General features: G+C 46.2%; 13 protein-coding genes. 2 read left to right on the top strand and 11 right to left on the bottom strand.

Annotation, left to right across the window (positions count from 1 at the left end):
• Window positions 1-38: 38 nt before the first annotated feature.
• From R7Q09_RS21615 to R7Q09_RS21595, 5 genes are all read right to left on the bottom strand, one after another.
• Window positions 39-1,424: a class II fumarate hydratase gene (locus tag R7Q09_RS21615; protein WP_176311193.1), complete on the bottom strand. Its 1,386-nt coding sequence runs from the start codon at window positions 1,422-1,424 to the stop codon at window positions 39-41.
• Window positions 1,425-1,441: 17 nt separating this feature from the next.
• Window positions 1,442-1,819 (bottom strand): hypothetical protein, encoded by a 378-nt coding sequence (locus R7Q09_RS21610; RefSeq protein WP_005382370.1) that lies wholly within the window; start codon window positions 1,817-1,819, stop codon window positions 1,442-1,444.
• A gap of 199 nt (window positions 1,820-2,018) precedes the next feature.
• A complete protein-coding gene (locus R7Q09_RS21605) occupies window positions 2,019-2,501 on the bottom strand; it encodes a hypothetical protein (RefSeq protein WP_005382371.1) in 483 nt (160 codons plus the stop codon).
• 108 nt (window positions 2,502-2,609) lie between these two features.
• Window positions 2,610-4,337, bottom strand: coding sequence for a sodium:solute symporter family protein (locus R7Q09_RS21600; protein WP_005382372.1), 1,728 nt, complete (start codon window positions 4,335-4,337; stop codon window positions 2,610-2,612).
• A gap of 12 nt (window positions 4,338-4,349) precedes the next feature.
• Window positions 4,350-4,613: a DUF4212 domain-containing protein gene (locus R7Q09_RS21595; protein ID WP_005382373.1), complete on the bottom strand. Its 264-nt coding sequence runs from the start codon at window positions 4,611-4,613 to the stop codon at window positions 4,350-4,352.
• Between the two features lie 520 nt (window positions 4,614-5,133).
• Here R7Q09_RS21595 and R7Q09_RS21590 point away from each other — a divergent pair.
• Window positions 5,134-6,882 carry a potassium/proton antiporter gene (locus tag R7Q09_RS21590; protein ID WP_213874998.1) on the top strand — a complete coding sequence of 583 codons (1,749 nt, stop codon included), beginning with the start codon at window positions 5,134-5,136 and terminating at the stop codon, window positions 6,880-6,882.
• Here the strand turns inward: R7Q09_RS21590 and R7Q09_RS21585 are convergent.
• The 4 genes from R7Q09_RS21585 to aspA form a co-directional block, all read right to left on the bottom strand.
• The gene (locus R7Q09_RS21585; protein ID WP_005382375.1) at window positions 6,879-7,508 is read right to left on the bottom strand and encodes a response regulator; all 630 of its coding nucleotides are present in this window, start codon (window positions 7,506-7,508) and stop codon (window positions 6,879-6,881) included. The two genes, R7Q09_RS21590 and R7Q09_RS21585, sit on opposite strands and share 4 nt — an antisense overlap.
• A gap of 194 nt (window positions 7,509-7,702) precedes the next feature.
• Window positions 7,703-9,535: a protein-disulfide reductase DsbD gene (locus R7Q09_RS21580; RefSeq protein ID WP_318071197.1), complete on the bottom strand. Its 1,833-nt coding sequence runs from the start codon at window positions 9,533-9,535 to the stop codon at window positions 7,703-7,705.
• Between the two features lie 161 nt (window positions 9,536-9,696).
• A complete protein-coding gene (locus R7Q09_RS21575) occupies window positions 9,697-11,004 on the bottom strand; it encodes an anaerobic C4-dicarboxylate transporter (RefSeq protein WP_005382378.1) in 1,308 nt (435 codons plus the stop codon).
• A gap of 176 nt (window positions 11,005-11,180) precedes the next feature.
• Window positions 11,181-12,632, bottom strand: a complete 1,452-nt coding sequence (aspA, locus tag R7Q09_RS21570) for an aspartate ammonia-lyase (RefSeq protein WP_005382379.1) — start codon at window positions 12,630-12,632, stop codon at window positions 11,181-11,183.
• A gap of 431 nt (window positions 12,633-13,063) precedes the next feature.
• Between aspA and R7Q09_RS21565 the strand changes: the two genes are divergently transcribed.
• Window positions 13,064-13,582 carry an FxsA family protein gene (locus tag R7Q09_RS21565; protein WP_130545484.1) on the top strand — a complete coding sequence of 173 codons (519 nt, stop codon included), beginning with the start codon at window positions 13,064-13,066 and terminating at the stop codon, window positions 13,580-13,582.
• 70 nt (window positions 13,583-13,652) lie between these two features.
• Here the strand turns inward: R7Q09_RS21565 and trmL are convergent, their stop codons facing one another.
• Both trmL and R7Q09_RS21555 read right to left on the bottom strand, forming a co-directional pair.
• Entirely contained in the window at window positions 13,653-14,132 is a 480-nt protein-coding gene (gene trmL / locus R7Q09_RS21560; protein ID WP_138940512.1) for a tRNA (uridine(34)/cytosine(34)/5-carboxymethylaminomethyluridine(34)-2'-O)-methyltransferase TrmL, read from the bottom strand.
• Window positions 14,133-14,268: 136 nt separating this feature from the next.
• Window positions 14,269-14,877 carry a superoxide dismutase gene (locus R7Q09_RS21555; RefSeq protein ID WP_005382382.1) on the bottom strand — a complete coding sequence of 203 codons (609 nt, stop codon included), beginning with the start codon at window positions 14,875-14,877 and terminating at the stop codon, window positions 14,269-14,271.
• Window positions 14,878-14,879: the final 2 nt, after the last annotated feature.

The following is a 14,879-nucleotide window of genomic DNA, read 5'->3' as shown; positions in this document are numbered from 1 at the left end:
GATGTTTGTAATCTTAGTTGATAGGCTGAGTTTGCCGCTTATTCTGCGACGCCGCCTTGAGTCAGTTTGGCTGGATTAAGTAATCGCTCTAGTGTGGCTCTATCCAAATCAGTTTCTTCTTCCGCGACATCAATAATCGCGCGTCCCTGTTTGTAGGCTTTTTTCGCGACTTCTGCCGCTTTTAGGTAACCAATGACCGGGTTGAGAGCCGTGACCAAAATTGGGTTTTTGGCGAGTGCTACATCCAAGTTATCTTGGCGAACTTCAAACGTCGCAATGGCTTTGTCAGCTAAAGCGGTTGCGCTGTTAGAGAGTAACTCGACGCTCTCCAATACGTTATGAGCAATAACTGGCAGCATGACGTTAAGCTGGAAGTTGCCCGCTTGGCCTGCGACGGTAATGGTGGTGTCATTACCAATGACTTGCGCTGATGCCATAGCTGCGGCTTCTGGGATCACAGGATTTACTTTGCCAGGCATGATGGAAGAACCCGGTTGCAAGCCTTGTAATTCAATCTCACCTAAACCAGCCAATGGGCCTGAATTCATCCAACGAAGATCGTTTGCGATCTTCATGATCGCAACTGCTGCTGTTTTGAGCTGTCCCGACAGAGCGACGATCGCATCTTGACTGCTTAAATTGAAAAAGAAGTTATCACTGGCCGTGAACTGAATACGAGTTGACTGGGTTAGGTTGCTAGCGAATAAGTCTGCAAAGCGTGGATCAGCATTGATCCCCGTTCCAACCGCCGTACCACCTTGGGCTAAGGCTTTTACAGCAGGAAGAGCTTGTTCAATCGCTTGTTTTGCATGCTCGATTTGGAACTGCCAACCGCCAAGTTCTTGAGCAAAGGTAATTGGCATCGCGTCCATTAAGTGGGTGCGACCGGTTTTTACAACATCTTTCAATGCTTGCTGTTTAGACTCTAGTGTTTGGCTGAGGTGTGACAGGGCCGGGAAGAGCTGTTTTTCGATGGCTAATGCTGCGCTAACTTGAATGGCCGTTGGTACCACATCGTTGCTGCTTTGCCCCATGTTGACGTGATCATTAGGGCTGACAGTGCCGCCTAGATGCTGGGAGGCCAGTGTTGCAATTACTTCATTCGCATTCATATTTGAGCTAGTGCCTGATCCCGTTTGAAATACGTCAATTGGGAATTGCTCAATATGATTGCCTTCGATAATTGCTTGAGCTGCGTCAGCAATCGCGTTGGCAATATCTCCCTCAAGCAGCCCTAGCTGTGCGTTGGTGAGTGCCGCAGTCTGCTTGATGTGTGCTAACGCTTTGATAAAACCAGATGGCATTTTATGTTGACTGAATGAGAAGTTATCGACGGCGCGTTGAGTCTGGGCTTGGTAGAGAGCATCTGCAGGGACCGTTACTTCGCCCATACTGTCAGTTTCTATGCGGAATTCGGTGCTCATGGTAGGGATCCTTTTGGTTAATCGAGTGAGATTTGAATCAGGCGTAATTGTTGTTGTAGTGCGAGAAATTTCACGTCGCCTTGTTCAAACTGGTAGTAATAGCGTTTGAGGCAAAATAATGGCGTATGGATAGAATCGAGACAGACACGACGGAAGATACGACTGCGAGTTGAGTCTTGAATTGCGTCTAGTAAATGGAAATAAACCTGACGTAAAAACAGCTCACACAACAATAGATTTTCTTCATCGGCATCGTGTTCATAACAGGAAGACAACACCATTCCCCAATGAATATAGTCATGAATCACGTCTGGCTCAAAGCCATGTGGTGCGGCGAGAAGGAATCTATCTTGGGCTTTAAAAAATGCGTTAAAGATGTCCCGTTTGTTGTCCATAACCACCTCTCATTAAATGTAATGATAATTATTATCAACTAACTTGTGAGTTGGCAACCCTTTTTAGAGTAAGAGGTTGTTGAAGAAAGAATTACGGAAACAAAAGCCGACGCAAAGGCGTCGGCTGAGTAGGAATTCATTTATGCTGAGTGAAACTAAGTCACTGTCGTTTGAATACCGGTGAATTAGCTTGTCGCCGTTATTCAGTAAATAAGGTTTCGTACTTCACAAATGCGGTTTGTGTTTCACCATAATATAGTGTGCCGCCTGATTGAATGACGACTCTTAACCAGCTTTCTGCAGATGCAGGCTTTGGTAAGGTGATGTACCAGCTTTGGCCTGCTTGATCGGCGGGCTTCATATCAATCGGTTGAGCGTTTTTCTCTTTGTCACTCACAATAGAAACTTTAACCCCTTCAAGTGGGTAAGCGGCGTTGAGTGACAATTCTAAGTTATTTTTAGTGAGTTTTTCAGAGCGAAATTTCACTTTAAAATCGCCATTTTCCATATCACACAGACCACTGGTGTAACGACAATTAGACTTACTCGCGAGTTTGTAAGTTTCCCCTTCTTGCGCCGCGTGGGGTTTCTCGCTGAGGGCCATATCGGTACCGAAGTAAGCGATCAAAGAGAGAACTGGCGCAATCAGTAGAGCGAGAATAAAGTGCTTGTTTTTGAACATCTTGGCTTCCTTGCAACGACATACTGCGAATATGGTAACTGAAAAGTGAGAATAAAAAAGCCCCGGACGGCTGGTTCCAAACGGGGCTTTTGTGGTTTTGATTAGTTTTTAGTGATCCACTGCACTACCAGCACCTACTGGCACGCGAACGTGTTCGACTAGGTCTTTTACTTCTTGTGGCGTTTCTGCTGTTACTTTGGAGACAGCGAATGCGACGATGAAGTTAAATAGTGCGCCAATAGCACCAAACGCGTTTGGCTCAATACCCAGGAACCAGTTTGTTCCCCAGCTTTCTAGATATTTCCAATCAGCAACGAAAAGGATGCCTTTGTGTTGGAATACGTAGAACAGCGTAATACTGATACCTGCAATCATACCGGCGATTGCGCCTTCTTTGTTGATGCTCTTGCTGAAGATGCCCATCATCAATGCAGGGAAGATGGATGAAGCGGCAAGACCAAAGGCGAGTGCTACCGTACCTGCGGCAAATCCAGGCGGATTTAAACCGAGATAGCCTGCGGCTGCTATCGCTACTGCCATTGATATTCGACTAGCAAGTAGCTCTTTTTTCTCGGATATGTTCGGATTGATAACCCCTTTGATTAAGTCATGGGAAATAGCTGAAGAAATGGCGAGTAGTAAACCTGCTGCGGTAGATAGTGCAGCTGCAAGACCACCTGCTGCCACAAGTGCGATCACCCAGTTTGGTAGTTTAGCGATCTCTGGGTTAGCCAATACCATGATGTCGTTATCAACGCGCAGTTCGTTGGTGGACGCATCTGAAGTGTATTGGATATTGCCATCGCCATTTTTATCGTCAAAACCGAGTAGTCCAGTTGTTTCCCAGTTTTTGAACCACGCAGGACGCTCGTCATACGCTAGGTGCTGACCCGGAGCTGGATTTACCGTATTCATTAGGTTGAGACGAGCCATCGCTGATACCGCTGGTGCAGTAGTGTAAAGGATTGCGATGAAGATCAGAGCCCAGCCTGCTGATGTACGTGCGTCGCGAACCTTCGGCACGGTAAAGAAACGGATAATTACGTGTGGTAGACCGGCAGTACCAATCATCAGTGACATGGTGTAGACAAACATATTAAGTGTGTCGCCACGTACTTGGGTCGTGTATTCACTGAATCCGAGTTCGGTCACCACTTGGTCAAGCCGATCGAGTAGATAGACATCGGTACCAGCCATGGTACTCCCTAGACCAATTTGTGGGATTGGGTTACCAGTGAGTTGCAGAGAGATAAAGATTGCAGGGATAGTGTAAGCAAGAATGAGTACGCAATATTGAGCAATCTGCGTGTAAGTGATGCCTTTCATGCCGCCAAGAACCGCGTACATGAAAACGATACACATACCAATTAATAGGCCAGTGGAGTAGTCCACTTCTAAGAAGCGACCAAACGCAACACCTACGCCTTTCATCTGACCGATAACATAAGTCACTGATGCGATGATAAGACAAACAACCGCTACGATACGTGCGGTATTGGAGTAAAAGCGTTCACCAACAAACTCTGGCACCGTAAACTTCCCAAATTTGCGTAGGTAAGGTGCTAGCAACAGCGCAAGCAGAACGTAACCACCAGTCCAACCCATTAGAAATACTGAGCCGCCATAGCCCATGAAGGCAATTAAGCCTGCCATTGAGATAAACGACGCTGCGGACATCCAATCGGCTGCGGTTGCCATACCGTTTGCAATCGGGTTTACACCGCCACCAGCGACATAAAACTCTTTGGTTGAGCCGGCGCGAGCCCAAATAGCAATCCCGATGTACAGGATGAACGTGGCGCCAACGACCAGGTAGGTAATAGTTTTCAAATCCATCTGAGTGACTCCTTATTCGTCCACGCCGAATTCACGGTCAATTTGGCGCATCTTCCATGCGTAATAGAAAATAATTCCTAGGAAGGCATAGATGGAGCCTTGTTGAGCAAACCAGAAACCGAGTTTGTAACCGCCTAGTTGAAATTGATTTAGTACGTCGACAAATAAGATGCCGCAGCCGAAAGACACGACGAACCAGATGACCATTAGGCCGATCATGAGCTTCACGTTTTTGTCCCAATAGGCTTTGGCTCTTTCTTCGCTTTCAAATGCCATTGCCGTCTCCTTACGATTGGTATTGTTGTTAATGAAATGTTTCAATGTGTACATTAGCAAGGTGTTGGCAATAACTCTTTTCAACTTTAGTCGGGGTGTTAAAAATGAAGAATCCCCATGCTATGGGCTTTTGCAGCGAACAAAGGGGTAAAATGTTATGTTAATAAACTGTTAAGTTAGCCAAAGGTCTAAAGGTTGATTGGATAAACAAGCATGATTAAGACTGGCCATTAATCTTTTCTTCATTGAACTTGGAGATGCTGTGTAAATATTGGTGGTGATCTTGTGGCTCTTAAAGAGAGAAGGCGTAGATAAGAAAGCTCTCAAGTAATTTATTTACATAAAGTTTTCGCATCAAATCACCGTTTTAACGCACAATAAAGTAATATAACTGAGTCATTCTCGTACAACCTCGCATTTTGAGACGGTGTAAAGGGGAGGCAGATTAGGGCATTACCTCATTAACGAAGTAGCCTTGCTCATCACAATTATTATCGTTTTTCATTAAGGGAGGGTGAGAATGGACGCAGACACCATTAACAGTTTTTTTCTAATAGGTGCGTTGTTAATCGCACTTAGCGTTCTTTTAAGCCCAGTGTCTTCTAAGTTGGGGATCCCAATTCTTTTGGTATTTTTAGCCGTTGGAATGCTGGCGGGGGAAGACGGCTTAGGCGGCATCTTATTCGATAACTTTTCGATCGCTTATTTGGTTAGTAACCTCGCATTAGCCATCATTTTGCTTGATGGTGGGATGAGAACGCGGGTCGCCAGCTTTAGGGTTGCGTTATGGCCCTCGGTCTCTTTGGCGACATTTGGCGTTGCGATCACCACCATTTTGACCGGGCTGATGGCAACGTGGTTATTCGACTTAGATTTATTGCAAGGCATATTGGTTGGTGCGATTGTTGGTTCCACCGATGCTGCCGCGGTCTTCTCTCTACTCAAAGGTCGTAGCCTGAACGAACGTGTTGGTTCAACGCTGGAAATTGAATCCGGCACCAATGACCCAATGGCGGTGTTTCTGACCGTAACTCTGATTGCTATTTTAGCGAACCCTGGCGCAGATTTAAGTGCGGGCTTTTTGGCGTTCAGTTTTCTTAAGCAGTTTGGTATCGGCGCGTTACTTGGCTTCGCTGGTGGCTGGATCTTATGGAAAGTTATCAATCGCAATCAATTACCAGATGGGCTGTATTCTATTTTAACGGTCAGTGGTGGCTTGCTTATTTTTGCTTTATCTAACACTTTAGGTGGCAGTGGTATTTTGTCGATTTACCTCGTTGGTCTTTTATTAGGTAACCGTCCAACACGCAGCCGACACTCTATTCTTCATGTTTTAGATGGTATGACGTGGCTAGCTCAAATTGGTATGTTCTTGGTGCTTGGTTTGTTGGTTACACCATCCAATTTACTCTCTATTGCGTTGCCAGGTCTTGCGCTTGCCTTCGGGATGATTTTGTTTGCCCGACCAATCTCAGTTTGGATTGGTTTACTGCCATTCAAGAGTTTCACGCCACGTGAAAAGTGGTTTGTCTCTTGGGTAGGATTGCGTGGCGCTGTACCTATCATCCTCGCGGTATTTCCGATGATGGCAGGGTTGCCAGATGCTCAACTGTACTTCAATTTGGCATTCTTTGTAGTAATGGTGTCTTTGATAGTACAAGGGGGCACGTTGACCAAGGCGATGTCTCTTGCAAAGGTCGAGCTACCTTCTAAGCCTGAGCCAATTTCGCGTACGGGGGTGGAGATTTACCCGACCAGTGAGTGGGAGCTGTTTATCTATAGACTTAAAGCAGATAAATGGTGCATTGGTGAGCCATTACGTAGTCTTTCGATGCCGGAAGGAACGCGTATCGCCGCTGTATTTCGCAGTAAAGAGCTATTGCACCCATCCGGCAGTACGCGCCTTGAGGAAGATGATACCTTGTGTGTATTAGCACAAGAAAAGGATTTAGATGCACTGAGCTTACTGTTTAGTGAAGCCCCAGAGAAAGCGTCGCTAGCGCGATTCTTCGGTGACTTCTTCCTCGATATTGAAGTGAAGCTTGCCGATATTGCCGTGATGTACGGTTTGAATCTGGGGGATGAACCGCTGGATAAAAGTTTGAGAAACCTTGTCGAAGAGCAATTAGGTAGCACGCCAGTATTGGGAGACCATTTCGAGTGGCAAGGTTTGCATTGGATCGTCGCTGATGTTGTTGATCAGCAGGTCACGAAAGTCGGTATCCGATTGCCAAACGAAAAAAGTAAGGACGATAAGACGTCAATCTAGTCGCTCATTTCCGTCAGCATAATCACGGCTTGCGTGCGGTTCTTTACGCCGAGCTTACGGAAAATCGCTGTCATGTGCGCTTTTATGGTGGCTTCTGAAACATTCAATTCGTAAGCGATTTGCTTGTTCAGCAAGCCATCGGACAACATTCCCAACACTTTATATTGCTGTGGTGTTAGCGCAGCAATCTTTTCCGCTAAGTCATTACATGCCGCGTTATTGGTGATCAACCCTTCAGGGAAATATGGGTCGCCATTTAGCACTTGATTGAGTGCGTTCACTAATTCGCGCATGTCGCTGGACTTGGGAATAAAACCAAATGCACCATGGCTTTTCACCTGCGTCACGATCGCCGGCTCTTCACTCGCTGAAACGACGACGATAGGTAAATCTGGATGCTCTGCTCGCAAATGAATCAAGCCAGACATACCATTTGCTCCTGGCATTTTGAGGTCCAATAGCACTAAATCTGGCTCTTCCTCTCGCTCCAACAAAGCCAGAAGTGCGTCGAGTGAGTCCGCTTCCAGCAAATTTGCACCACTAATAGCCATGTGGATAGATTGAAACAAGGCATTCCGGAAGAGTGGGTGATCATCTGCAATAATGATGGTGTAGGTCGAATCCATGACGTTAAACACTTTTGACTATTTCGTTAAATTTATTATTGTCCAGCTTTGAGAGAGTGGACAATATTTATTCGCTAAAAGTCTGAACCAAATCGACTTTTATTAGGAAAATTGCATATAAACGCAATGTTCTTATTCAAATCTGAGCAATAAAAAACGCCAGTGGACATCACTGGCGTTTGAATATCTGGTTATCAGAACTGCTTGATATGCTCTAAGAAAGGCTCGGCTTGCATAAAGCCCGTCAAACGAGCGTTTGAAACGTGTTCGCCACTGGCATCCCAAAACTCAATTGTTGGTAAACCAAGTACATTCATGTGCTTCAGTAGTTCGATGTCTTGCACTTGGTTTTTGGTCACGTCCGCTTGCAGAAGAACGAAGTCTTGCAGTTTGGCTTCGACGCTTGGGTCATGGAAGGTGTACTTTTCAAACTCTTTACATGCTACACACCAATCGGCGTAGAAATCGAGCATGACGGGTTTACCTGCCGCTTTCGCAAGTGCCAGTTGTTCTTCAAGCTCCGCCACGTTAGCAATGCGAGTAAAGCTAACAGTGGCTTGCTGAGTTTGTGTTGTGTTGTTGCCAAACCAGTAATTTAAGATAGGTTGTGCTGAGGCTAGCAAACCTAAGACGGCGATTATGCCCACGGCACTTTGTTTCCAGCCACCAAACTCTAGACTGTTTTTGATGTGGTATAGCCAACCAAAAGCAGCAATACCCAGTGCTGACCACAGAATCGTTGACCACATTTCTGGCATGATACGCTCTAGTAAGAAGATAGGTGCGGCAAGCAGAATAAAGCCGAACAGCGTTTTCACGCGGTCCATCCAACCGCCGGCTTTTGGTAGCAACTTGTTGCCAAATACCGCTACAAGGATCAACGGAATACCCATGCCCATCGCTAGCGCGTAAAGGGCGACCCCACCGGTGAGTAAGTCGCCACTTTGTGCGACGTAAAGCAGCGCACCAGAGAGTGGGGCGGTAGTACACGGAGAACAAACCAAGCCAGATATTGCCCCCATTGCAAACACGCCAGCACTGCTACCACCTTGCTGCTTGTTACTTAAGTTATTCAGCCACGTTTGCACGCTGCTTGGTAGCTGTAATGAGTACAGACCAAACATAGAAAAAGCGAGTGTGATGAACAGTACGCTCAAGCCAATCAGCACATAAGGGTGTTGCATTGCCGCTTGGAACTGCATACCTGCAGATGCCACCACAAGGCCGAGTAGGGTGTAAGTCAGCGCCATGCCTTGCACGTAGACGAATGACAAGCCTAGCGCACGGCGTTGGCTTAGTTTGCCACTGCCAAGCACTATGCTGGTCAGAATTGGGTACATCGGCAGCACACAAGGTGTAAACGCCAAGCCCACACCAAGCGCTAAGAACAGAAGTGGTGTCCACCAGTTATCAGCAAGGTTGGCTGCAAGGCTATCTTGCTGTGTTACTGGCGCCGATGATGTGTCACCAGACGTAGATGATTGCGCCGCTGGTGGCGTTGCTGTTGGTGCCTGTTCTGCTTTTGATGCAGTTGTCGCCGTTGTTGAATCTGAGTTCGACGAAGTAAACGCGCTGATAGGAATCACGCGAGTTTCTGGCGGGTAACAGAAGCCTGCTTTCGCACAACCTTGGTATTGCACCACCACGCGCGCACCGTCTTGCCAATCATGCATTGGTACATTAACGAAGAGAGGTTGAGTATAGATATGCACGTCACCAAAGAATTCATCTTTATGCGGTGTGCCGTCTTCCATTTGCAGTTCGCCTAGCGATACTTTCTCACCAGCTACAGACAAGCGCTCTTGATATAGGTAGTACCCGTCACGTACCTGCCAATCGAGCATCAATTTGTCATCTTGCTGGTAGAAGTTAAATGGAAACGCCTGATCAACCGGAACAAAGCTGTCGCTGCTGCTACCAAAACTGTTGTTCTGGCTATTGTTAAACTGGTCTTTGCCAAATAAAGCTAAAGACGGAGTGGAAAAGGTAATGAGCCCTAAGAGTACAACGGAAAGTAATGCGCGCATAAAAGAGTCAATTCATCTTAGATAATTGCCGTTAGTGTAACTCAATCAGACCCGGAGGCGAGTCAATAAGTTTCATGAAAATGAAGATTTATTGAGCATAAATCAAGACAACAGGCAATAAAAAAGGGAGCCGAAGCTCCCCGAGTAAGACTCTGTTTCTACTAGATCAGTAGACCACCGAATGCGAAGCCAAGTGCTACCGCAGAAGCGATGGTTACCACACCAGGTACAAAGAATGGGTGGTTGAATACGTACTTACCGATACGAGTTGAACCCGTGTCGTCCATCTCAACCGCTGCTAGAAGCGTTGGGTAAGTTGGCAGCACGAATAGCGCACTTACTGCTGCGAAAGATGCAACTGCGGTAAGTGGTGCGACACCGATTGCTAGTGCTGCTGGCATCAGCGCAACAGTGGTTGCACCTTGTGAGTAAAGCAGCATTGAAGCGAAGAATAGAACGAGTGCTAGCATCCATGGGTAGTCTGCTAGTAGCGCACCCGCAACTTCTTTGATGCCGTCAACGTGCGCGTTAACGAACGTAGAACCTAGCCATGCCACACCAAGAACACACACACACGCTGTCATACCAGAGCGGAATGTTGCTGCGGCTGGGATTTTGCCAGCATCGATTTTACAGCTCATTACGATAGCTGCCGCAGCTGCTAGCATTACCGTCATGATAGCTTCGTTACGGCCTAGAGCAGGGTTCTCGATAAGACCCACAGAGCCAGAAATTGCTGCTGCGTAACACACGACAAATGCGATTGCGCCTAGGAAGATGAAGGTTGCTTTCTTCGCTGTTGGTAGGATTTCGCGTTTTGCTTCTGTATTTAGCTTGATTAAGCCTTTTTCTAGACGCTCTTGGTATTCAGCATCGTCTTTTAGCTCACAGCCCATGAAGTTCGCCACGAACGCACCGATCATGCACGCGATGAACGTCGTTGGGATACAGATTGCTAGTAGTGTTAGGTAGTCAACGCCAAATGGGTGCAGCATTGCCGCGAACGCTACAACAGCCGCTGAGATTGGTGATGCGGTGATAGCGATTTGCGATGCTACGACCGCGATAGACAGTGGACGAGAAGGGCGCACGCCTTGGCCTTTCGCTACTTCTGCAATCACTGGCAAAGTAGAGAATGCCGTGTGGCCAGTACCCGCCATTAATGTCATTAGGTAAGTTACGATAGGCGCATAAAAGGTGATGCGCTCAGGATGCTTGCGCAAAAAGTTTTCAGCAACTTGCACCATCCAGTCTAAACCACCAGCTACTTGCATTGCTGCGATAGCGGTGATTACAGACATGATGATCAAAATTACGTCAACGGGAATGTAAGCTTGGCTTGTTGGTACGCCCAAGATCAAAGACAACGCAATGACCCCAGCACCACCGGCAAAACCAATGCCGATACCACCGATTCTTGCCCCCAAATAGATGAAGAGCAGAACCACGAAGAGTTCGACCATGACCATATTGATACCTCTTTAGTTTTTTATTTGATTCTGATTTTTTGAACACTCAGGAACAGGAGTAAATGCTCAGAGAATGAGAACCTAGTGGCTTAGCGGCAATAAAAGCATATAAAAAATGTGGTTAACCGTATGAGAGCCTAAAAAAGGGGCCTGAGTGGCCCCCTTCGGATTCGTTATTACTCGTAACGTTTTGCTTTGTAAGTAGGATGCATGAAGTTTTCTACTGACAAGATTTCATCAAGCTCCTCTGCTGTAAGCAGACCGCGCTCTAGCACGACTTCACGAACACTCTTACCAGTTTCTGCACAAATCTTACCTACGATGTCACCTTCGTGGTGGCCGATGTATGGGTTTAGGTAAGTGACGATACCGATAGAGTTGTAAACGTAGTTTTCGCAAACTTCTTTGTTCACAGTGATGCCGTCGATACATTTATCGCGTAGGTTCACACACGCGTTGTGTAGTAGAGAGATAGACTCAAACACACTTTGTGCGATCACAGGTTCCATTACGTTTAGCTGTAGCTGACCGCCTTCTGCTGCGAAAGAAACCGTGTTGTCGTTACCGAGAACTTTGAAGCAAACTTGGTTTACTACTTCTGGGATAACTGGGTTTACTTTAGCTGGCATGATTGAAGAGCCTGCTTGCATTTCAGGTAGGTTCAATTCATTTAGACCCGCACGAGGACCAGAAGAAAGTAGACGAAGGTCGTTACAGATCTTCGATAGTTTCACTGCTAGGCGTTTTAGCGCGCCGTGAGTCATTACGTATGCACCACAGTCAGACGTTGCTTCGATAAGGTCTTCTGCTGCAACAACGTCAAGGCCTGTTACTTCCGCTAGGTGTTTTACTGCAAGCGCTTGGTAGCCAGTTGGTGTATTTAGACCAGTACCGATTGCGGTTGCGCCTAGGTTGATTTCTAGGAGGAGTTTAGATGTGTAATCTAGAGCACGAATCTCTTCGTTTAGTGTTACCGCCCACGCATGGAACTCTTGACCTACTGTCATTGGTACTGCGTCTTGAAGCTGAGTACGGCCCATTTTCAGTACATCTTTAAACTCAACGGCTTTAAGTTCGAATGCGCCTTTTAGGTACTCAATTGCTTCCATTAGCTTGTGTACGCTGTTGTATACCGCAATACGGAAACCTGTTGGGTACGCACAGTTGGTTGATTGGCTTTTGTTTACATGGTCATTTGGGTTAACAAATTCGTATTGGCCTTTCTCTTTACCCATCAACTCAAGCGCAACGTTTGCGATCACTTCGTTCGTGTTCATGTTAACTGAAGTGCCTGCACCGCCTTGGAATACGTCTGATGGGAACTGATCCATACACTTGCCAGTTTCTAGGATCAAATCACACGCTTCGATGATGTAGTTTGCAACGTCTTTTGGAATAGCGCCAAGTTCTTTGTTTGCTAACGCTGCTGCTTTTTTGGTCATTACCATGCCGCGTACAAATTCTGGTACGTCAGAGATGGTCATATTAGAGATGTTGAAGTTCTCGATCGCACGTAGCGTATGAATACCGTAGTACGCATCTGCAGGGACATGACGTTGACCTAATAGATCTTCTTCAATACGAGTGGCTGGGTTTGCTGTTTTTGGAGCATCAGATAGGGTAGCCATAGCAGGATCCTTAGATGATAATTCTGATAATAAAGTTATTTATTAGCCATTTCTGCAATCTAGAATCCATTCATCAGAATTTTTGGCTGGAAAATCCGTCCTGACTTATGTGGCACATGATACTGCACCTAGCGCATAAAAATAGTAACTAGATCACCTTTTTCGTTTTTAATGAGTCAATAATTTGCAAAGTATGAACGGGTTATTAATAACCCTTTATGGGTACTCGATTTTCCTCGACAAACATGAGTTTTTAGAGTTCGAAATTAGCACTTTAAAAGCACGAAAAAATCGGTACGCAATTGAATGAAACGCGCTCCCGCTACTTTGTCTAAAAGAGAAGGAGACCAGTATGAACACGCTTTTTTACAACGATTCGTTTGAGCTTAGTCTGCTTTTACCATTACACTGAATTAAACAAAGGAGGGCGTGTGTTTCCTATCTTATTATTAGCGTTTATTTTTGTTCCGATCATTGAAATCGGCTTATTTATTCAGGTGGGCGGCTTTTTAGGTTTATGGCCGACCATTGCACTAGTCTTAATCACGGCATTTGTTGGTGCATCGTTGGTTCGTAGCCAAGGTATACAAACACTGATGTCAGTACAGGGGCGTCTTGAACAAGGTGAAATTCCAGCCCAGCAAATTTTTGAAGGCGTAATGCTAGCGGTGGCTGGCGTGCTACTGTTAACCCCGGGCTTTATGACCGATGCCCTTGGTATGTTGGTGTTGCTTCCTGCGCCACGCGCCGCGATAGCTAAATACTTGATGAGCAAAATGGTGGTGAAAACCATGCATGGCGGTGGCTTCCAAGGTGGTTTCTCTAACCAGGGGCCATATGAGCAAGACCCGTTCCGTCGTGACCCATTTGATTCCCAGTCAGATAATGGCAATACCTTCGAAGGGGAATACGAGCGTAAAGACGATGATGATCGCAACAAGCTCAACTGATTGAGTTAGACAGTAAAGAAAACAAAAGGGCGCGCCAAGCGCCCTTTTCTGTATTTGGAATTCGTGCTGCTTACAATGCGCCTTCAAAGCCCATTTGACGCCATGCTTCAAAAGCAATGATCGCAACGGCATTCGAAAGGTTTAGGCTGCGCGCATCTGGCATCATTGGAATGCGAATACGCTGCTCCATTGGCAAGCTATCGATGATTTCAGCAGGCAAACCACGAGTTTCTGGACCAAATATCAAAACATCACCTGTTTGGTATTGTGCATCAACGTGGTGACCTGTGGTTTTGGTGGTGCAGGCAAACAATCGGTAGTTACCTTGCTTCTCTGTCTCTAAATACTCTAAGAACGCTTGATAGTTTTTATGGCGTGTTACGCGAGCTAAATCATGGTAATCCAAACCAGCACGGCGGACTTTTTTCTCTTCAAGATCGAAACCCAGAGGTTCAATTAAGTGAAGGTTTGCACCGCAGTTGGCGCATAGTCGAATGATGTTGCCGGTGTTCGGCGCGATTTCTGGTTCGTATAAAGCGATATCAAACATGGTATTGAAATAGAGTTGGTCAAAGAGAGGGGCAGTATATACCCAAGTCACCGAAATATGCGAGATTCAGCAAGATTGACCTGGGTATGAAAGCAGGCATTAGCGCGGATGTTAATACCGTAAGTAGCGATGCTCTTTATAAGAGAGCGTGAGCATAGTTTTCTTCAACTGCTCGCCAGTTGACGACGTTCCACCACGCATCAATATATTCTGGGCGACGGTTTTGGTAGCTGATGTAATACGCGTGCTCCCACACGTCTAATGCGAGGATTGGTTCACCGCGTACATCCACTACGTCCATCAGAGGGTTATCTTGATTGCTGGTGGACGTAATGTGAATCTCACCATCTTTTACGATCAGCCATGCAAAGCCAGACCCAAAGGTATTGATGGCAGCTTGGGCAAACGCCTCTTTAAATTGCGCAAAGCTACCAAATTTATCGTTAATTGCTTGAGCAAGCGCGCCTTGAGGCTCTCCGCCACCGTTTGGTGACATGCAATTCCAATAAATGATGTGGTTGTAATAGCCGCCACCATTATTACGTACTGCTGGACTGAGCTTAGAGATATTGTCAAAGATCTCGTCTAATGACTGAGTTTCGAGCTCGCTCCCTTCAACGGCATTTACAAACTTATCAAAGTACGTCTTGTGGTGTTTGCTGTAATGCACTTCCATGGTTTTCGCGTCGATGTACGGCTCTAGTGAATCGTACGGGTAAGGCAGAGCGGGAAATGTATGTGACATAG

The organism is Vibrio sp. 2130-1 (genome assembly GCF_033339515.1).
The sequence above is the reverse complement of the archived record's forward strand: the minus strand, read 5'-3'. Positions and strand labels throughout refer to the sequence as shown.

Bases quoted from the DNA above. Each gene is read 5' to 3' on its own strand.
- R7Q09_RS21585 (WP_005382375.1), bottom strand. From the start codon at position 7,508: ATGGATTCGACCTACACCATCATTATTGCAGATGATCACCCACTCTTC.
- R7Q09_RS21575 (WP_005382378.1), bottom strand. From the start codon at position 11,004: ATGGTCATGGTCGAACTCTTCGTGGTTCTGCTCTTCATCTATTTGGGG.
- R7Q09_RS21600 (WP_005382372.1), bottom strand. From the start codon at position 4,337: ATGGATTTGAAAACTATTACCTACCTGGTCGTTGGCGCCACGTTCATC.
- R7Q09_RS21605 (WP_005382371.1), bottom strand. From the start codon at position 2,501: ATGTTCAAAAACAAGCACTTTATTCTCGCTCTACTGATTGCGCCAGTT.
- R7Q09_RS21555 (WP_005382382.1), bottom strand. From the start codon at position 14,877: ATGTCACATACATTTCCCGCTCTGCCTTACCCGTACGATTCACTAGAG.
- R7Q09_RS21595 (WP_005382373.1), bottom strand. From the start codon at position 4,613: ATGGCATTTGAAAGCGAAGAAAGAGCCAAAGCCTATTGGGACAAAAAC.
- R7Q09_RS21590 (WP_213874998.1), top strand. From the start codon at position 5,134: ATGGACGCAGACACCATTAACAGTTTTTTTCTAATAGGTGCGTTGTTA.
- aspA (WP_005382379.1), bottom strand. From the start codon at position 12,632: ATGGCTACCCTATCTGATGCTCCAAAAACAGCAAACCCAGCCACTCGT.
- R7Q09_RS21610 (WP_005382370.1), bottom strand. From the start codon at position 1,819: ATGGACAACAAACGGGACATCTTTAACGCATTTTTTAAAGCCCAAGAT.
- R7Q09_RS21615 (WP_176311193.1), bottom strand. From the start codon at position 1,424: ATGAGCACCGAATTCCGCATAGAAACTGACAGTATGGGCGAAGTAACG.
- R7Q09_RS21580 (WP_318071197.1), bottom strand. From the start codon at position 9,535: ATGCGCGCATTACTTTCCGTTGTACTCTTAGGGCTCATTACCTTTTCC.
- trmL (WP_138940512.1), bottom strand. From the start codon at position 14,132: ATGTTTGATATCGCTTTATACGAACCAGAAATCGCGCCGAACACCGGC.